Raw genomic sequence first — 19,834 nt, forward strand, 5'->3', positions numbered from 1 at the left:
TACTGTTGGCTGGATCTATTAATTAGTTAATTTGTAAGTATTGCAAGCGCCATACATGCTTTTCTGTATGGCGCTATTTTATATATAAGCAAAAGACGTCTCATGGAGTTTTTAACGAAATCAAATAAAAAGATATTGAGTTCAATAGTGTATCTATCATGATAAAAACGCCTTTAAAAGTAACTTGTTTGAAAAAAGCAGAAAAACTAGCGAAAACATGGTCTGCTACACATGTTATTTCTTTGTTGGACCCTGATTTGAGTCAGATGCTTATACCTAATTTGTCTGGTATTGTTAAGGAACACTATATAATAAAAATCTTTGATCAGGAGCGAAAAGACGTTACTCAGCACTTTGATAAGATAATAAATGAGTTGATTGAAAATGTTGAATTGATTGTAAGTGATCCTGACCATCGCCTGCTTATTCATTGCCATGCAGGTGTTAGCAGATCCACGGCATTAGCTTATGGGGTTCTGGCCATTATACATGGCATCGGTCAAGAAGAGCGGGCATTTGCTGAACTCTTAAACTTGGCCTGTAAGCCCTGGCCAAACCGGCGAATTGTTGAAGTTATTGATAATACATTACAAAGAAAGGGCAAAATGCTTGAGCTTTTGGATATTTACCGGAAACGTCATCCTTATCGTTTAGATAGCTATCGACGTTTAAATAAAAAACGAGGTATCCCATCAAAAGTTGAGCGATAAGTTATAACTGGGAACAAATTATTCAATCCGATACCCAACTCCATGTACAGTTTTAATTATGGTAGGATTTTTAGGATCAACTTCAATCGTTTTACGAAGCTTTGATATATGTTGATCGAGTGTACGGCTTGAAGCAAGATAGTCTCGTCCCCAACAGTGGTTGAATAATGTATCTCGGTCGACAACTTTTCCTCGCATGGTATAGAGTAGGCGGATAATTTTTATATCCCGCAAGCTTAAATCAATGGTTTGAGTACCCCGTTGTGCTCTAAGCTCGTCAGGATAAATGGTTAAGTCATTAATAGTAAGTGAATTATCTTGTTTTTGTTTGGCTTGTGTTTTTAAATAACGACGAGTAACGGCTCGAATTCGGGCTATAACCTCTCGGGTGCCAAATGGTTTCATAATATAATCATCAGCACCTAACTCTAAGCCGAGTACTTGATCAATTTCTTCTGATTTTGCGGTTATAAAAATAATGGGGATATCTTGATTATGTTGTCGAATCTCACGGCATAGTGAATAGCCATCTTTTTCAGGCATCATGATATCCAAAAGTACTAGCTCAGGCTTTTCTGCTTGAAAAACTTGCCAAGCCAGCTGTCCATTTTCGGCAAGAATACAGTTGTAGCCTTCATTGCTGAGCAAGTCATTTAATCCTTCGCGAATAAAAGTATCATCTTCTGCAATTAATACTTTCACATGAATTCTCCACCAGAATCATAGATAGGGCATTTTTAGGGGTGCCCAATAGTTAACTTGGGGTAATATTTATACTTAATTGAAAACAAGCGCCCACATCGGAAGCAACAAGAATTAAATCGCCTCCATGTAATTGGGCGAGTTGACGAGCAATACTGAGCCCTATGCCTGTTCCACTGATACCATCGGTTAACTTAGAGCTAACGCGATAAAAAGGTTCAAAGATCTTTATTTGTGCAACAGAAGGTATACCTGGCCCATAGTCTTGTACCGTTATTTTACACAGGTCATTTTCAAGAAGGGTTGTTATGTGAATTTTTTTTCCTGAATGGGCATACTTTTCTGCATTACTGAGAAGGTTATTTAAGACTTGTTCAACGATACCTTTATCAAAGTATACTGTTTTTTCTGCCGCATAATTTACCTCAAACAGCATACCTTTATTATGCAGTGTCGCTTCAAATGCCACTATTGTATTTTTTACACATTCATCAATGACACCTGGTATCTTGTTAACGTTAATCGCATTGCGTTGGGCTCTGGAAAAGTTAAGTACATTTTCTATAAGCCGTGAAAGTCGTAAACTTTCACTTGTAATGACACTAATATATCTTTTTTGCTGTTGGTCTTCTTCATACAACTGTTCAGACATAAGCTCAGCATACATTCGTATATTGGTGAGAGGGGTTTTCAGCTCATGAGATACTTGGTTGACAAAGCTTACCCGCTGTTGGGCCTGCTGCATTTCGCGTTGATGCTCTCGATAAAAATAGATACCTAAACCTATGAGTGTGAGTCCAAAGGCAAGCAAACCTGCAAGAGTGCTCAGCCAGCTTGATGTTGTGGCAGTATGTTTATGGCTAAAATAATTCACTTTCCAGCTTGCTAAAGGCGGAGATAAGTAGCGTGTACCTAACGGTTGCTCATTATCTGCAACCTGGTATTGGCCCCATTGATAGAGCACGCTGGAATTATCATTTAATAACTGAATAGCCGACTGATTTAGTCCATTGTGAAGCTGTGTGGCATCTGGCAAGCGATTAATCAGATCGGACAGCATTCGCATGCGGTTCAGATCAAACCCGATTACACGATTTGTGGAGTCTTTTACCCAAAATAGCAAGCGATGATGGTTTTCTGAGAACCAACTAATCCAGCCACTGGATAATATGCTGGGGGCAAAACTGGCTACGGCTTTTTTCTGACTGATGGGGCTAACATAGGCTTCTAACTGTGCTGATTGATCAATGGTTGAAGGTGATGTTTCATCATGACTGGCTAAGTTTGCAAACAATTCAGGATCATTCCAAATAGGTTTGGTTTGACTAATGAAGTTTTTTTCTTTAATTGAGGCCTGATCGTTAGGAGGGAAAAGTAAGCTACCTGTGCTGTTTAAGATAAAGATATTTTGTATTAAAGGGGATTCATGTAAATAATCCCGCACCTGACTTGTTGATTGACTATGAGGGAGCTTGGCAAGTGCTTGATGATCGGATCTTAGCTGAATTTCCAACTGCTCAAAATAAGCCGTCAACTCTCTTTCGACAGCTTTAAGGCGGGTTTCTATGAGGTTTTGAGCTTGGTGAGCTTGAACGATTTGTCCATTTTTTTGTAGCTGATAACTAAGCCATGCAAGAAGGCAAATAGGTAATGCTATAAGTAGTATTAGAATAGTTTTTATTTTTTGCTGGGTTGATAAGTGTTTCATTTATGGCATCATTTGTTTAAGGGAACCCCTATTTAGAGTTAGAGGTGCCCTTAACTCATTATTTTGAATTTAACAGGTATCAATTAATAACTCTGTTGTTTAGCGCGTTTATATTGTTTTTCCTTTAAGCGTTTACGGTTTTTGTTCCAATCTGCTTCTGATTCAAGGGCCGTAGCATCATCAAGTACTTCTTCTTGTTGAACTCTCAGTTTTTCAGAGTCTACTCGCTTTGATTCCTCTGCTAAGTAATCAGCGCTTTGCTTAAGTGCTGCTTTGGCAGCAGGAATATTGCCTTCATCTCGTAATTGTATGGCTTTAATTGATGCGGCATTGACGACTTGTTCTACTGAATCCTCATAAGCTTTTTTGTTAATTGATTCCGCGACTTCCTTTTTGGATTGAGAAAAACGAGCAATGGCTAAGCCTGATAGTTGTTCCTGTTTTTTGTTTAACATATTGTTATATTTCACTTGAACCGCTGCAATGTCTTTTTGTTGGCCTGCTTTACTCGGTGGTATCTCAACTTCAAGAATTAGGTATTTTTCCTGAGTACTATACAGCTGGTTTAGTCTGGTTCTCACTTTATTACCAATAACTTCTCCTTCTCTACCAAGAATTCGAAGTGGCCGTACGCCATTGATACAATGAATTTCGATATTAACTTCTTGGGCTATCACTGAGAGTACATCACCAAATTCGCTTTGAAATATTTTTGCCAGATCTTGGGCATTTTCAACAAAGGCATGATTACCATCACTAAAGCCTGCTAATTGTGTCATTAAGTCCTCATTGTAGCCTAGCCCAAGACCAATTGTTGTGACACTTATGCCTTCTTTTGCTAAGGATGCGCCTAATTGGCCCAGCTCTGAAGGAGACTGCGGTCCAACATTTGCTAGCCCATCTGATAATAAAATAACGCGATTAACTCGGTTTGCACTAATAAATTTACGCAGCTCATCTGCCCCTTTACTGACACCCGCAAATAGGGCTGTAGAACCATTAGCCCTTATCTGTCGTACCATAGAGGCAATATTATTTTTATTGATGACTTTGGTGGCGGGTACAACCACGCTTACCGTTGTATCATAAGTTACAACAGAGACGACATCTTGTGGTCCAAGTTGATTGATAGCCATGATAGCGGCTTCTTTTGCATGACGAATCTTGTTACCTTGCATAGAGCCTGATTTGTCTAAAACGATAGCAATATTGGTGGGAGTTCGTTGAAGCTTTTCTATGTTCTGCTGGAGACCCGTTAAAGAAATTTTAACAAAGGCCTTTTGTGCTTTTTCTGCTTCTAAAACAGGGGTCGCTAGGTCAACAGCAAGGTTTACAGGGGGGGCTTTGGCACTAGCGGGTTGTGTAAGAAATACCAGGCTACTGATAAAACCTATAGCAAGTTGGGTGAAAGGTTTTTTTAGGTTCATCTTTACTTTCCTCGTAAGGGGCTTTGTACTTCACTCTAATCCTTAAGCCTGGTGTTATGGTCAGACAAACGTAAGTGATATGTAAAAAGTTTGTAAAATTGATGGTTAAGTGATGCCATTAAGAGGGATGATGAATACAACAAACGCTAAAAATTAACCGATAAGGTGATTATAACATGATCAAATTACTGAAAAGAGCAGTATTATGAAAATGCTGAAGTATGGTGTAATAACAATTGTGGTGATGATTGTATGCGCTGTACTTTTTCTGCTCGTATGTTTGTTACAGTTTGAGTTGAATTACGCTAAAAAAATTGACTTATCGTTCAATGGACACCTAAATAAATTATCGGGGTCATTATTATTACCTGAAGGGCAGGCACCTTTTCCTGTAATTATATTTGTTCATGGTGATGGACCTCAAGATAGATTTGCGAATAGTAGCTATACCTTTATTATTAATGCCTTTTTGGACAAAGGCATTGCATGTTTTTTATGGGATAAGCCTGGTGTAAATGCTTCAACTGGAAACTGGTTAAATCAAACAATGGAGGATCGTGCTGACGAAACATTAGAAGCTGTGAATTTGCTAGCAAATCGTACTGAAGTTAATAGTAAAAAGATTGGAGTGTTAGGTTTTTCTCAGGGGGGATGGGTATTACCCAAGGTTGCAATGATGAGTGAAAGCCGCAGACATAAAGCAGACTTTTTTATTTCAGTTGGTGGTGCGATTAACTGGGAGCGGCAAGGAGACTATTTCACTCGAACCCGCTTACAACAAGAGGGTTATTCTACTGCTGAAGTTGAAACAGTTATAAATTATCTCTCCACAATTAATAAGCTGATCAAAAAGCAGGCTTCTTATAAAAAGTATGTAAAATTAATTCAGCTCGGTAACTCTATTAAAGGTTTAAATAGTAGCCCTATGTCTAAAGAGCGTTTTAGGTTTGTATCACTTAATATTAATGAGGATATAGAAAATAAGCTACAGTATATAAAGTCCCCTTTTTTAGCAATATTAGGTGAGAAAGATTTAAACGTCGATACAGCAGAAACGGCTAGTATTTACCAGCAAGCCTTTAGTCGTGCTAAGCACCCAGATTACCAAGTGGTTGTGCTTAACAATGCTACACATGGTCTTTTAAATGCAAATTCGTATAATTTTCAGCTTTTCTCGCAGTGGACATGGCAAGCTCAGCTTCGTTATTTGATTGAAGGTGAGTCAGCTTTTGTGCCAGGCTATCTTGGTATGATGGGCGATTGGGTTGTTGAGCGGGTTAAACGTTGAAGGAGCATTGAAAACCTATTCAACACTATAAGGGTACCTCTAAAAATGTACTTTTTCCGTGATAGCTGTGTTAGCGCTGTACTCGGATACTCATGTATTCCTTATACACAGCAGACTTCCATGTGGTGTTGCCTTACTCTTACGAAAAAATCACTTTTTTTAGAGGTGCTCTCAAGTTAATTATCTTTTTTTATTTGTGCTGATAGTTTATCTATTGCACTTAATACACCTCTTAGGATACTTAACTCTTGTCGTTCTGGGCGTGCACGATTAAATAAACGTTTTAGTTTAAGCATGGTATTACCAGGGTGTTGTTTAATGAGAAAACCAATATTGCGCAGTGTTGTTTCTAAGTGCTGATAAAAATACTCCATTTGTTGAGTATTAGGATAGGCTTTCTCTTTTGGGCTGTTGCCTAATGTATAGGGTTGTTCAGCGTGTAGCTGATGGGCCATGTATATTTCATAGCATATAGTTTGTACGGCGGCGGCCAAGTTCAATACCGGATAATCTGGATGAGCTGTAATATAAGTATGAGCATTGCACTGTTGAAGTTCGTCATTGTGAAGGCCCATTGTTTCTCGGCCAAATACCAGTGCAACAGGGTGTGACTGGCTTTCTGTAATAATGCGCTCTCCACATTCTCTGGCATTCATTTGTGGTAGAGAATGGGTTCGATCCCGTGCACTGGTGCCGATGACAAAGCTACAGTCAGCAATAGCTTCAGAGAGCGTGGAAGTGATGATAGCTTGCTCAACAATATCTTTGGCACCTGCAGCCATAGTGAGAGCTTGCTCATTAGGGAAATCTTGGGGATCAACAAGATATAGGCTACGAATCCCCATATTTTTCATGGCGCGTGCAGCAGAGCCAATATTGCCAGGATGAAAGGTATTAATCAGTACAACACGGATATTGCTTAACATGATGAATCAGTCGTCACAGTTAAATGGCGTAGTATACCTTAAAGCGTCATAGAATGAATGTTAGCCTGAGGAGCCAGGTATACATTTTGATCACTAGGATTCAGGGATGATGTTATGCGTATTTGCTTAATTGTTTTATGCTGTTGGATAAGCATAAGCCATGCTGTAACAGTGGCTATTTCGTGTGGTGCTGTTGGTCGTCAGGTGGAATTATGTCGGGAAGGAGTTGCTATATGGGAAAAGCGCAGTGGACACAAAGCAAGTGTTGTTTCAACCCCTGCTTCATCTTCTGAACGGCTGGCCCTTTATCAACAACTTTTGGCAGCTAAAACAGCTGATATCGATGTATTCCAAATTGATGTGGTTTGGCCAGGTATTTTAGCCACACATTTTGTAGATTTAGCAAAACCATTAACCAGCCAAATCAAACAGCACTTTCCTGCGATTATTGCTAATAATACGGTCAACGGCCGTTTGATTGCGATGCCCTGGTACACTGATGCTGGAGTAATGTATTACCGAAAAGATTTATTAGAAAAATACCAGCAACCCGTTCCAGGTTCATGGACCGAAATGACGCGTATTGCAAAGCACATCATGACAGAGGAGCGCAAAGCAGGTAATGATAAAATGTGGGGTTTTACCTGGCAGGGCAGGGCTTATGAGGGCTTAACCTGTAATGCTTTGGAGTGGGTAAACAGCTATGGTGGCGGTCAAATCGTTGAGTCTGATGGCAAGATTTCAATTAATAATAAGCAAGCTGTACACGCTATAGCAATGGCTGCCAAGTGGGTGGGTGATATATCACCACCTGGTGTCTTGAATTATGCAGAAGAAGACGCTCGTGGTGTTTTTCAATCAGGGTATGCGGTATTTATGCGTAATTGGCCGTATGTTTGGGCATTGACGCAACATGAAGAGAGTCCAATTCGAGGCAAAGTGGGTGTTTCGCCAGTGCCTAAATCAGAGGATGGCCAACATGCTGCGACTTTAGGAGGTTGGCAGTTGGCGGTCTCAAAGTATTCTAAACATACCGATATAGCGATTGATCTCGTACGCTATTTAACCAGTGAAGAAGAGCAGAAAAGGCGTGCGTTGGCGGGCTCTTATAACCCAACAATTCCCAGTTTATATCAAGATAAGCAGGTGTTAACGGCCAACCCTTTTTTTGGTAAGTTGGTAAAAACGCTTAATGTGGCTATTGCCAGGCCATCTACCGTGACAGGTGCAAAATACAATCAGGTTTCTGCCGCATTTTATAATCAGGTCCATCAGGTGTTAGTTGGAAGACAAGAGGCAGATGTAGCGCTGGAGCAGTTAGCAAGGCAGCTGATGCGGATCAGTAAAGGTGGACGTTGGTAAGGACGTTAATTATATGAGAGTGACACTTTGTGAGTAGAGTATCTACAGGCAGCCGATGGCAAATCGCTTGGTTATTATTACCCGTTTTAGTGACTTTACTGGCTGTTGCGGGTTGGCCGTTATTTCGCACAATTTGGTTTAGTTTTACCGATGCCGGTCTTGCTAATTTAGATCATTATACATTTATTGGTTTGGAAAATTATTTAGTGCGTTATCAGGATCAGTGGTATGGATTACTGGCTGATCCTGTGTGGTGGAATGCGGTTTATAATACGCTGTTTTTTACGGTGGTTTCTGTATCGATGGAAACCGTGCTGGGTGTAGCCATTGCTTTAACGTTGCATAAAGCTTTTCCTGGCCGAGGTTGGGTTCGTGCTGCCGTATTAATTCCCTGGGCTATTCCGACTATTGTTTCTGCACGAATGTGGAGTTGGATGCTACATGATCAGTTTGGTGTTATTAATGACTTATTAATAATGTGTGGGGTGATATCAGAGCCATTAGCGTGGACCGCAGACCCTGATTTATCAATGTGGGCAGTAATCTTAGTGGATGTCTGGAAGACGACACCTTTCATGGCATTATTGACTTTAGCGGCATTACAAATGTTGCCAAAAGAATTATTTGAAGCTGCGAAAGTGGATGGTGTCTCCGCAATGAAAACATTTTGGCGAGTGACACTACCTTTAATTGCACCTGGGGTTATGGTTGCTGTTGTATTTCGTGCATTGGATGCCTTGCGTGTGTTTGATTTAATTTATGTGTTAACGGCAAATAGTACTGCCACAATGTCTATGTCAGTATTTGCTCGACAGCAATTGGTTGCATTTCAACTGGTAGGTTATGGATCTGCGGCTTCAACTGTCTTATTTATGATTATTGCATTATGTACTGTGATTTTTTTATATGCTGGACGGCATCGTTTTTATCAGCGATTTTGAAATGGATTTTGGTTTGGTAATATCATCTTTAACGCTAAAAAAAATACTGGCTAAAATAGGCTTTAGTGTATGGCTTGTGTGCATACTTATTTATTGCATTTTTCCTTTTTACTACGCCATTATTAGTTCCTTTAAAGAAGGATCAGAATTATTTCGGGTGGATTATTGGGTTACAACTTGGCATTGGACAAATTATTTGGCGGTGTTTGAGCAGCAACCTTTTGGTATTAATATTATTAACTCGATCATCGTTTCTACCTTAGTCGTTCTTATATCATTACTTTTGAGTGTAACGGCTGCCTATGCTTTAGGTCGTCGGGAGTTTTACGGACGTAAAAGCCTGTTAATGGTGATTTTAGGCGTGTCCATGTTTCCTCAAGTGGCCGTTTTGTCCGGTTTATTTGAGTTAATTCAGTGGTTGGGATTATATAATCAGTTAGGCAGTTTAATTTTATCGTACCTGATTTTTACCGTACCCTTTACGGTATGGGTGCTTACCACATTTATGCAGCAGTTACCGTTAGAAATTGAAGAAGCTGCCATTATGGATGGTGCTCGTCCACGGCATATGATTTTTAATGTTTTTCTGCCATTGTTGTGGCCTGCATTAGTCACAACAGGGCTGCTGGCGTTTATTGCAGCATGGAATGAATTTTTATTTGCCTTGACGTTTACGTTAAGTGAGCACCAACGTACAGTCCCAGTCGCGATTGCGTTAATTAGTGGGGCCAGCCAACATGAGCTGCCATGGGGTATAATTATGGCAGCCTCAGTGGTCGTAACAGTCCCTTTAATTGTGTTAGTACTGGTTTTTCAGCGAAAAATTGTTGCTGGATTGACGGCGGGAGCAGTCAAAGGCTAGTACTCATAGTAAAATCGTTTTATATATCCTTTATACACGTCCTGTTGTATCACTGTTAATGCTTAAGTGAAATTTCTCCCTCTTGCTCAATATTCACTTGTCGAGGATAGAAGTTATCCAGGCTTAGTTTGCCAGATAGAGTGTAGCTGAATGTATCTTTGGGTTGTTTAATAATTGCATTAATAAAGCGGATGCTATTAATTAAATTGGTATTTGCATGAACCGTAAAATTGGCTGTGCCAAAAGCGGGAACTAGGGGTATTTGATCTGATACGCCAGAAATAAGCTCAAAGCCTTCTAGTTCGATGCTATAATATAATCCTTTAATATTTAAGGGCTGATCATTGGGATTCATAATCTGTAACCCCAACGCAAAGCGTTGGGTTAGCCCATCAGGTTCAAGGATGTGTAGAGAGCTCAATGTGAGCTGCGGCTTTTCATAACTACTCGAGAATGTGGCACAACCAGCCAGTAGCAGTATATTAAATAGTAGTGCAACATATAACCGAGTTGCTTTTGATAGATGAGTACAGTGCATAATGGTTTAACCTTTCTGCAACTGTTGTACAAATGCTTTGGATTCACGTATTGAGCGCTGCATTTCTCGGACTAGTTGATTTATATCCTGTTGTATATTTCTAAGTTCACCTTTCAAAGAGGCGATAGCGCGGGCATTGAGATTATGCTTTAGATAAAGTACTTGATCCTGAAAGGTGGTGAGTACAGGCTGCATCGTTTTTTCTGCTCGACGCATAGCGGTAATAAGCTGTTGGTATTTTTGTTTTGTTTGTCGTAGCTTGCGCTCACTATCACGTTTAAGAGATTGGTTTTTGTACAAGGACAACTCACCTTCCCACTCTTCAAATAAAGCTTCAGCAACATCTTCAACTTTGTTGATACGGCTACTCACTTCTTCAGCAGCATCTTGGCTTTTATCAAAGTCAGCTTTTAGGGTGTCATATAACGTTTGTAATTCACCACCATCAAAGTTAACAACAGCCTGAAAATGTTCCAAAGCAGATTGGAACTGTTGCTGTGCTTCTTCTTGGGACTGCTGAGTGTCTTCGACGCGATCAATTAAAATGTCACGCTTGTGGTAGCCCACTTTTTCTAAAGTAGAGTAATAAGCGGACTGGCAGCCACTAAGCAGTATGCTTAAGGGAAATAGGAAGAGTATTGGGAAAAGTAAAGGTGGTACGAAATTCAGGCGTTTCATAAGGCTATCACTTTGTCATTTGATACACATGAATTGAAGCATAATAAGGGGAATTAAGCGTAGAGTATAGTGAAGATCGAACGAGCTTATTTTGCAGGAAAAAATGAGTTAATAGATTGGGATGGAGAAAGAGGTGTGCCCCCTTAGGGAGGAGGCACACTTTCTTGGACAGCTTACTGCTTAGTCATGCTAGTCTGACGACACAGCAGGATCTGCTGTTTGATAGCCAGTACTGGCTGTCGTATCACGACATTCAGCGGATGAACCATCTTCAATTAGGTTTTCTTGTTTGGCAACAGCATAAGTACAAACCATATCACCAGTGACGTTATTGGCTGTTTCAAACATATCTAGAATAGGATTGATACCTAAAGCCAGAGCAACGATGATGGCTACTTGATCCTGAGATAAACCTAATCCCTGCAGGATAATGAATAACAGCATTAAGCTGCCACCAGGTACACCACCAGCACCAATAGAAGCAAGTACTGTAGTGAGTACCATAACCAGCAAGCTGCCAAAGCTTAAGTCAAAACCAAACATATTTGCAGCCAAAATAGCAAACATGGGTAAGTGAACACACACACCATCCATGTTAATGGTTGCACCTAGAGGTAAAGAGAAGCTGGCCAGTTCATTTTTAACCTTCAAGTCTTCTTCTATGGTTCTTAGTGATACAGGAAGGGTTGCAGCACTACTACGAGTAATGAATGCAGTAATGATAGCTTCCTGCATTTTTTTCATAACAGGCATTGGGTTTTGTTTAGTTGTTATAGCTAGCAGCAGTGGGTAAACAACAAGTACCATGAGCAGAACAGCAACAATAACCCCAAAGGCAACATTGATGTATGGTCCAGCAATTGAAGGTCCATAAAGTGCAAAGTTACCAATAGACAGTGCGAGAACACCAATAGGGGTGTACTCCATAATCCAGTCTACCAGTTTAAAGATACAGTCGCGGGAAGCATTGATAATGTTGAAAAGGGTGACAAGATGAGCAGATGACTCATTATTCGCTTCAGCCTTTTCTTGTATAACCCGAAGTGCCAGGCCAAACAGAATTGAGAAAGTGATAATCGCTAGGAAGTTACCTTCAGATAAAGCTGCAAATGGGTTTTCAAACATGCTTAGCAATACAGTTGCTAAGCCCTGTTCTTGTGCAGCGGCTGCTTTAGAGGATATATCACTAGCTTGACTGGTCAGGCCTTGAGTGATGGTATCCCAGCCGGCGAGTTGGCTGTTACTTCCTGGGTCTACTGCTAGTGCGATAAGCACACCAACAGTTGCAGCAAGCAGTGAACAGAAAAAGTACCAGCCAAGCACTTTAACACCAATTTTGCCAAAACGTTGCAGTGGTAAACTAGCTGCACCCACTACAAGGGAAAAGAAGATGACCGGTATAACGATCATTTTTAGCATTTTGACAAAGACTTCACCAAAAGGGGTGATATAGCTAAGTACTTCGCTAATAGTGTCTTGCCCCACTTGGTAGCTTAGCCACCAGAGCAAACAGCCAATTAGAGAGCCACTGACAAAACTTGCCAGTATGCGGATTAGTAATGGAACCGCTAAGTATTTCCGAAGAATAAAAGACACAAGACTTCCCTCGACTATCATTATTTTGTGTATCAAATGGCCGATCTTTAAAAAAGCTTACTCGTTGATCAATTGCGGAAACTACGTATACCGACTAGGGTGTTGCCTCCTGTCAAAGTGATTGCTAATAAAGGGAGGCAAAACATAAAACACCCGTGCGACGAACACAAGTCACTAGCCAGACTATCTGTAGTTTATGACCTGAAAATGTTATCGCAATGGGTTAAATGTAGGGTGTCAATTTGATTACATCGAGTTTAGGCCAAGCCGGGTGAATAATTTACCCTCTAACAGCGCCCTTTGCACTAGTGAAAACGCACCAATGGTTTCATTGGTGTCAACTTGGCTGGCGAGTATGCGCGTTTTACAGGCAAAACTTTGGAGTGCTTTCTCCTCAATTTGCTTTTTAATACTTGGAAACAAGTAGTGCTGTGCTTTAACTATGTTACCTGCAAGAATAATCATTTGTGGGTTAAAAAGGTTGATTACGGTAGCGATAGCAATGCCTAAGTAATTACCAACGCGCTTGATGACTGTTTGAGATAACTCATCACCATTCAACGCAGCCTGGCATATGTCTTTAATTGTAACGTCTGGATCATTTGAGTCGTAAGAGGGGAGTGACGTTAACTGGCTAGGATGCCCATGAGCGAGTAACTCTTTAGCCTGGCGAGTAATACTTGGATTAGAGGCAACGGTTTCTAAACAGCCATAATTTCCACAGTTACATTTGGGACCAAACTCTTCAATAAAAATATGTCCCACTTCCCCTGCATTTTGGTTACAGCCATAAAATAGCTGCCCATTAATCATGATCCCTGCCCCAATACCATGCTTAACACTGATTAATACAGAGTCTTTAATGCCTTGTGAGGCACCGAAATAATTTTCTGCAAGGGCTAAGCTACGGATATCGTTATCAACGAAGGTTATTATATTAAACTCTCGTTCAAAAAAATCGACAATTGGAAAATGTTTAAACTGATAATGTGGGTTTTCGATGACAATCCCTTTGCTGGGATCAATTAATCCAGGCATCGCGAGGCCAATCCCCAGGATTTGCTGTCGGTTTATATGGCTGTTACTTTTTAAGATTTCGTGAATAATTTCGCAAGTTTCTTGGAGTACAGCATCAGGGTTTTGATATTTTAAGGTTAGTTTTCGATGGTCTATGACTTCTTTATTTAAGCGATTCAAGGTTACTTCAAGGTATCCTCGACCTAATTTGGTTGAAATGATGTAGAAACGTTCTTTATTTGTTGCCAGTAACGTTGGACGTCGACCTCCGGTTGACTCTTCCTGAGAAACCTCTTGCACTAAACCAGCATTGATAAGTTGTCGAGTGATCTTGGTGACACTGGCAGCCGCTAAACTGGTTACCTCTACTAAACGGGTTCGAGAAATGGGACCATCATTGTTGATAGTGCGATAAATCGTCGCCGTATTCAGCTGTCTTACTAGATCAATATTGCCTTTAATAAAGGGAGCCATAAACCTCAGTATTTTTACAAAGTTAAGGTTAGAGCAAATAAAATCATTTTTTGCCCTTATTTTGTTGTGTCATGCCAATGTCCAGAACTTATACTGGCCTTTATATTTAAACTATTATCAAAGATAGCTAAATCAGCGCTGTAGCCTGGTGCAATCTTTCCAAGATAGTGATCCTGGTTTATTGCTTTGGCAGGATAAAGTGTTGCCATCCTTAATGCTTCGGCTAGTTCTATTCCTGCATGATTCACACAATTATTAATTGCATTATTCATGGTTAATGCAGATCCACCAATAGTACCATCTTCCGCGATACACTGACCATTTTTAACTTGAATGGTGTGAGGTCCCAGGTTAAATGCTGCCATACTGGTTCCTGCAGGTGAGACCGCATCAGTCACTAAAAATAATTGCTGTGGTTTTAGCTTTTTAGCTAATTTAACGAGGGAATAATCAACATGAATTCCGTCAACAATAATTCCAGCAAAAACGGTTGAGTTCTCTAAAATTGCTGTTGCCAAGCCAGGTGTTCGTGCAGAAATTGAAGGCATTGCATTAAACAGGTGTGTAGCCATTGAGATGCCAGCCTGAAATGCATGTTGTGCCGTGTTATAGTCAGAAAGGCTATGCCCTGCAGAAACAATAATCTTATTATTGACGAGTAACTGGATTATCTCTGGAGTCGTTAATTCTGGTGCGAGCGTAACAACTTTTAATGTGTCGCCACCATACTCAGCCATTAATTTTATCATCTCAATATCATAAGGACGAATTTGGTTTGGGTCATGAATACCTTTTTTTTGTCGGTTGATATAAGGGCCTTCTAAATGTAATCCAACGACTGAAGTATGTTTTTGTTGGTAATTTTTTACTGTTTCTAAAGCTTTTTTTATTTGGGTGTCATTTGTGGTGATCAATGTTGGTAGATAATGAGTTGTACCATGGCACAAATTTGTTTCGTGCATAATATCTAGTGTTTCTGCACTAATATCATCATTAAATAAACGACCACCACAACCATTTAATTGTAGATCAATAAACCCCGGTGAGACATTAAGCCCTTGTAAGTCAATTTTCTTAATATCTTTGGTGAGAGTGTTAGTCGGTACTATGGCTTTAATTAAAGTGTTTTCAATGACAACAGCATGTTGTTCAAGCGTTTCTTCACTAGTAAAAATGCGTCCATTAATGAGTGCGTACATACTGCATTTTCTCATATTAAAAAGTTAGTATTGACTGATAATTTCAGCTTCAAGCTTTTGGTAATACTTAAGCGTTTTGACTTTTAGCTCTTGAGCGGCATCATGGTCGCAAGTAATGATCGCTTTGGGGTGAAGCTGTATTGCTGTAACAGGCCACTGGTGACTTACTGAGCCTTCAACAGCATGCTGTACGGCATCGGCTTTATTTGTGCCTGTGGCCATGATCAGTAACTCTTTAGCATCAAGCAGGGATCCAATTCCAACAGTGAGTGCTAGCTTAGGAACGGCCGTGAGGTCATCATTAAAGAAGCGTGCATTCGCGTGTCGTGTTTCATCGGTCAGCGTTTTAATACGTGTTTTTGAGACTAAAGAAGAGCCAGGCTCGTTGAATGCGATATGGCCATCAGACCCAACGCCACCTAAAAATAAATGCACGCCACCGTATTTGCTTATTGTTTGCTCATAGCGCTTACATTCGGCTTCCAGGTCAGATGTATTTCCATTAGGAATATGAGTGTTTTCCTCCGGAATATCAATATGCTGAAAGAAGTTCTGTTGCATGTAAAAGTGATAACTTTGAGGGTGATCCCATGCCAGTCCAACATATTCATCCATATTGAATGTAATAACATGTTTAAAACTTATTTTCTGTTGTTTATAGGCTTCTATTAATGTTTGATAAACGCCCAATGGTGTGCCACCAGTAGGTAGACCCAGAATAAAGGGATGCTGTTTGGTTGGCTTAAATTGGTTGATCTGCTCAATAATGTAGTAAGCCACCCAGTGGCTGACGTTAGCTGCTTTAGGTAAAGGTATCAGACGCATAATGTTGCCTCGATAAAACAGATATCTTTATTCGTGTTGAGAAAAAAGTTAGCACAAATAAGTTTGCCATAGTGGCGTTAATACAGTTAAGTCAGTAAGAACATGTCATTTATTTTACGCAGGTCAAGTAAAGTTGTAAAACTTATTTTGCAAAGAAAAAAAAGTTGGTGTAAGGTAATGTGAGGCTATATTCCAAAAAAAATGATGAAAATTGGCTTAACTTTCCCTTTGCAGTGATGGGAGGTAACGATGAATATTCTTGGTTGGTTTCAGGGGCTCGGGCGAGCATTAATGCTGCCTATAGCAGTATTACCGGTTGCGGGGCTTTTATTACGGTTGGGGGCTACAGATGTATTTGATATACCATTTCTATTTAAGGCAGGAGAGGCAATATTTGCTAATTTGCCGCTAATTTTTGCAATTGGTGTTGCAATTGGTTTTTCTAAGGATGGTCAAGGTGCTGCTGCACTAGCAGGTGGTGTAGGTTATTTAGTTCTGACTACCGCAATGTCCACAATCAATGAGCATATTGATATGGGGGTGTTAGCGGGTATTTTGATGGGCGTTGTTGCTGGTTTCAGCTACAACCGATTTAGCAGCTTAAAGTTACCTGATTATCTGGCATTTTTTGGTGGTAAACGCTCGGTGCCAATAATCACTGCTGCTATCGGTTGCATCTTAGCTGTGGTGTTTGGGTATGTATGGCCGCCCATTCAGCATGGCATTGATGTGGTTGGTAACTGGATAACGGGCTCAGGGGCAGTGGGGGCTTTCGTTTATGGCACAGCAAACCGCTTGTTAATTCCAACAGGTCTTCACCATGTACTGAATAACCTGGTGTGGTTTGTATTCGGCTCATTCCCTGGCACTGGTGGCGAAGTCGTTAATGGTGACTTGCATCGCTTCTTTGCAGGTGATCCTACAGCAGGAGCCTTTATGACAGGCTTTTATCCGGTCATGATGTTTGGCTTACCTGCAGCTTGTTTAGCAATGTATACCACCGCAAAACAGGCTAATCGTAAAAAGGTTGCTGGGATATTACTGGGTGTAGGTCTGACTTCTTTCCTTACTGGGGTGACAGAGCCTGTTGAATTTATTTTCATGTTCTTAGCACCAATCTTGTATCTCATTCATGCATTGCTTACTGGCTTATCTTTGGCTGTGTGTAGCCTATTAGATATTCGTCATGGTTTTGCATTTTCTGCGGGTGCCATTGATTATGGATTGAACTTTGGACTGGCTAATAAAGGTGGGTGGTTGATTCCTTTAGGCTTAGTTTGGTTTGTCCTGTATTACGTGCTATTTGTTTTTGCGATCAAACGCTTTGATTTAAAAACACCTGGTCGAGAAGATGAAAATGATTTGAATCAGAATCAGTCCATAGCAGGGTCTAGTACTAGCGCAGCTGTTAGTTATTTAATGGCATTGGGTGGACACGAAAATATTACTCAGATTGATGCGTGTTTAACCCGATTGAGGCTGACTGTAAAAGATCAAAGTTTAATTGAAGAAAAAACACTCGAGGCTTTAGGTGCTAAGGGGATTGTGAAACTTGGTGCACAAAATGTACAGGTCATTATTGGTCCCCAAGCCGCTATACTTGCTGATGAAATGAGAGGAATACCTGCAGATGTTGCTGTAGGTCATTCAGAGGTCAGCCGCTCTGATACAGAGCGCAGTAATGAAAAAGAGAGTAGTTTAATGAATAATCAGCAAGCGAGAGAAGATCAGACTGTACTGGTTGCACCTGTTTCAGGTGAAATTGTTGCAATTGAAGATGTTCCAGATCCTGTTTTTGCACAAAAAATGGCAGGAGATGGCATAGCAATTAATCCCACAGGGGATACCTTAGTTGCACCTTGTGAGGGTGTGATAGGAAAAATATTCCGTACGAACCATGCTTTTACACTGACAACTGATGCAGGGGTTGAGTTATTTGTTCACTTTGGCGTTGATACGGTGAACTTAAAGGGAGAAGGTTTTGAGAGGCTCATGGAAGAAGGGAAGCATGTTAAACCTGGAGACCCTGTAATTCGTTTGAATTTACCGCTCCTACAAAAAACGGCTGTGTCAGTGTTGACGCCAGTAGTGATTTCAAATGGTGATCAATTTGCATCATTGGAGAAAAAGTCTGGTCAAGTGACAGCGGGCGAAGATCCCATATTGGTTCTTAATCATTAAAATTTTATGACTGACGTGCTAAATACTTATTGTTATTCAGTGAGGGTCGAGGTTGAATATCACCAGGCTGGTTTGCTGGTAATTATGGATACTGGAGAAGAATGAGCAAGGAGTATATGCACTAATTCTTGGAAATGTATCAGTAATTGCTGATATGATAGCAAGCTTTAAGTACGTAACATGTTTCTTAACCCTGCAGTTGTGAACCGCTTGATAGTTGTTGGTATCGGTATTGCTGTCAGCGGGAAACTGCACTTTTAACCGCGCCTTTTGGCGCGGTCTTTTTTTGCGTTGCAAATAAAAGTGGTTATATGTCTATATCTTTCTTGCTGAAAACTGGTTGGGCTTTAATAGTGTTTAAAAGGGCAAGAGATAAAGAGGGAGAGAAGATAAGGAAGGCAAGGTAGACTATAAAGTCCACCTTGATTGGTAAATAGAGCTGGTCCGTATTTACTTACATACTGAAATGTGCTTTTGAAAAGCTAACACGTTCTTCTACTATAGAGTGTGGTGTTTGAATACTTTCAACTTTTGTTAGTCTGGGAACAAGTCCTGTGCCATTGGCAACTTGAATAGCAAGTCCTGGGCGGGCATTAAGCTCCAAAAGTAATGGACCCACTTCCTTATCAAGCACTATATCTGCGCCTAAATAACCCAGTCCGGTCATTTCGTAACAAGACGATGCCAAATGTAGGATAATTTCCCAGTCAGGGACTTGTAGCATCTCAAATCCAAAGCCCGTGTCTGGGTGTTTTGTGATAGGCCTGCCTTGCTGAACTGCGAGGAGTGCTTTACCTGTACCCAGATCAAGACCAACACCTACAGCGCCTTGATGAAGGTTTGCTTTTCCATCTGAGGCATGAGTTGAAAGTCTTAGCATTGCCATGACAGGGTAGCCTTTGAAGACAATCATCCTTATGTCTGGTACACCTTCATAGCTGTAATTATCAAAAACGGGGTCAAATTTAACCAGAGACTCAATCATAGCAACATCAGGTTTACCACCTAAACTGTGGAGGCCGCTAAGTGTATTGGACACATGTCGCATGATATCCCTGATGGATAACTCTTCACCATTAGTTTTTATAAATAAACCATTCCTTTTTCCTGAAATAACTAAAATACCTTTCCCTCCACTTCCTTGGGCAGGCTTAATGGCAAATCCTTGGTAAGGCTCTAGGATGCGTCCAAGTTCTCTAACTTGATACTGATATTCAATTACTCCAAGTAGCTTTGTTGTCGCAACCTTGTATTTTTGCGCTACGATTTTTGTTTTGAGCTTATTGTCCACATAAGGATACAGATGTCTTGGATTGTAACGCGAAATGTAACTTACATTTCGCTTGTTCATTCCCAGTATACCCTTAGCATGGATTTTACTTGGCCAAGTAAAAAACATA

Annotated in this window: 17 protein-coding genes; 6 read left to right on the top strand and 11 right to left on the bottom strand. The window is 40.5% G+C overall.

Translation table 11 applies throughout. The features are described 5' to 3' along the window. The first annotated feature begins 158 nt into the window (after positions 1 to 158). Positions 159 to 710 carry a dual specificity protein phosphatase family protein gene (locus KCG35_RS18685; RefSeq protein WP_215821347.1) on the top strand — a complete coding sequence of 184 codons (552 nt, stop codon included), beginning with the start codon at positions 159 to 161 and terminating at the stop codon, positions 708 to 710. A gap of 18 nt (positions 711 to 728) precedes the next feature. Here the strand turns inward: KCG35_RS18685 and KCG35_RS18690 are convergent, their stop codons facing one another. The 3 genes from KCG35_RS18690 to KCG35_RS18700 all read right to left on the bottom strand — a co-directional run bounded on the left by KCG35_RS18690 (position 729) and on the right by KCG35_RS18700 (position 4,547). Next, positions 729 to 1,412 (bottom strand): response regulator transcription factor, encoded by a 684-nt coding sequence (locus KCG35_RS18690; protein WP_215821349.1) that lies wholly within the window; start codon positions 1,410 to 1,412, stop codon positions 729 to 731. 52 nt (positions 1,413 to 1,464) lie between these two features. Then, complete coding sequence (locus tag KCG35_RS18695) at positions 1,465 to 3,120, bottom strand: sensor histidine kinase (protein ID WP_215821351.1); 1,656 nt, start codon at positions 3,118 to 3,120, stop codon at positions 1,465 to 1,467. Between the two features lie 83 nt (positions 3,121 to 3,203). Beyond that, on the bottom strand, positions 3,204 to 4,547 hold the full coding sequence (locus KCG35_RS18700; protein ID WP_215821352.1) for a vWA domain-containing protein: 1,344 nt from the start codon (positions 4,545 to 4,547) through the stop codon (positions 3,204 to 3,206). A 205-nt stretch (positions 4,548 to 4,752) separates the two neighbouring features. Here KCG35_RS18700 and KCG35_RS18705 point away from each other — a divergent pair, with 205 nt between their 5' ends. Then, entirely contained in the window at positions 4,753 to 5,835 is a 1,083-nt protein-coding gene (locus tag KCG35_RS18705; RefSeq protein ID WP_215821354.1) for an alpha/beta hydrolase family protein, read from the top strand. Between the two features lie 176 nt (positions 5,836 to 6,011). On the opposite strand, the gene trmJ is transcribed toward KCG35_RS18705, so the two are convergent. Next, entirely contained in the window at positions 6,012 to 6,761 is a 750-nt protein-coding gene (gene trmJ / locus KCG35_RS18710; RefSeq protein ID WP_215821355.1) for a tRNA (cytosine(32)/uridine(32)-2'-O)-methyltransferase TrmJ, read from the bottom strand. Between the two features lie 114 nt (positions 6,762 to 6,875). Between trmJ and KCG35_RS18715 the strand changes: the two genes are divergently transcribed. From KCG35_RS18715 to KCG35_RS18725, 3 genes are read left to right on the top strand one after another with little or no spacing between them, the layout of a single operon-like run. Further along, positions 6,876 to 8,123: an ABC transporter substrate-binding protein gene (locus tag KCG35_RS18715; RefSeq protein ID WP_215821357.1), complete on the top strand. Its 1,248-nt coding sequence runs from the start codon at positions 6,876 to 6,878 to the stop codon at positions 8,121 to 8,123. Between the two features lie 29 nt (positions 8,124 to 8,152). After that, a complete protein-coding gene (locus KCG35_RS18720; protein WP_215821359.1) occupies positions 8,153 to 9,064 on the top strand; it encodes a carbohydrate ABC transporter permease in 912 nt (303 codons plus the stop codon). Positions 9,065 to 9,083: 19 nt separating this feature from the next. Next, positions 9,084 to 9,926 carry a carbohydrate ABC transporter permease gene (locus tag KCG35_RS18725; RefSeq protein WP_215821381.1) on the top strand — a complete coding sequence of 281 codons (843 nt, stop codon included), beginning with the start codon at positions 9,084 to 9,086 and terminating at the stop codon, positions 9,924 to 9,926. A 55-nt stretch (positions 9,927 to 9,981) separates the two neighbouring features. Here KCG35_RS18725 and KCG35_RS18730 read toward each other — a convergent pair whose 3' ends face one another. The 6 genes from KCG35_RS18730 to nagB all read right to left on the bottom strand — a co-directional run bounded on the left by KCG35_RS18730 (position 9,982) and on the right by nagB (position 16,253). Next, complete coding sequence (locus KCG35_RS18730; RefSeq protein ID WP_215821361.1) at positions 9,982 to 10,464, bottom strand: LEA/WHy family protein; 483 nt, start codon at positions 10,462 to 10,464, stop codon at positions 9,982 to 9,984. Positions 10,465 to 10,470: 6 nt separating this feature from the next. Next, positions 10,471 to 11,142, bottom strand: coding sequence for a DUF2959 domain-containing protein (locus KCG35_RS18735; RefSeq protein WP_215821363.1), 672 nt, complete (start codon positions 11,140 to 11,142; stop codon positions 10,471 to 10,473). 189 nt (positions 11,143 to 11,331) lie between these two features. Beyond that, positions 11,332 to 12,738: a dicarboxylate/amino acid:cation symporter gene (locus KCG35_RS18740; RefSeq protein ID WP_215821365.1), complete on the bottom strand. Its 1,407-nt coding sequence runs from the start codon at positions 12,736 to 12,738 to the stop codon at positions 11,332 to 11,334. A 246-nt stretch (positions 12,739 to 12,984) separates the two neighbouring features. Beyond that, on the bottom strand, positions 12,985 to 14,229 hold the full coding sequence (locus tag KCG35_RS18745) for an ROK family protein (protein WP_215821367.1): 1,245 nt from the start codon (positions 14,227 to 14,229) through the stop codon (positions 12,985 to 12,987). 56 nt (positions 14,230 to 14,285) lie between these two features. After that, entirely contained in the window at positions 14,286 to 15,428 is a 1,143-nt protein-coding gene (nagA, locus tag KCG35_RS18750) for an N-acetylglucosamine-6-phosphate deacetylase (protein ID WP_215821369.1), read from the bottom strand. A 24-nt stretch (positions 15,429 to 15,452) separates the two neighbouring features. Further along, the gene (gene nagB, locus KCG35_RS18755; RefSeq protein ID WP_215821371.1) at positions 15,453 to 16,253 is read right to left on the bottom strand and encodes a glucosamine-6-phosphate deaminase; all 801 of its coding nucleotides are present in this window, start codon (positions 16,251 to 16,253) and stop codon (positions 15,453 to 15,455) included. 249 nt (positions 16,254 to 16,502) lie between these two features. Between nagB and nagE the strand changes: the two genes are divergently transcribed. Next, the gene (gene nagE, locus KCG35_RS18760; protein WP_255562005.1) at positions 16,503 to 18,434 is read left to right on the top strand and encodes an N-acetylglucosamine-specific PTS transporter subunit IIBC; all 1,932 of its coding nucleotides are present in this window, start codon (positions 16,503 to 16,505) and stop codon (positions 18,432 to 18,434) included. Positions 18,435 to 18,888: 454 nt separating this feature from the next. Here nagE and KCG35_RS18770 read toward each other — a convergent pair whose 3' ends face one another. Further along, entirely contained in the window at positions 18,889 to 19,833 is a 945-nt protein-coding gene (locus tag KCG35_RS18770; protein ID WP_215821373.1) for an alpha-L-glutamate ligase-like protein, read from the bottom strand. Position 19,834 lies beyond the last annotated feature (1 nt).

This window comes from Zooshikella harenae (assembly GCF_018837975.1).
Taxonomy (GTDB): Bacteria; Pseudomonadota; Gammaproteobacteria; order Pseudomonadales; family Zooshikellaceae; genus Zooshikella; species Zooshikella harenae.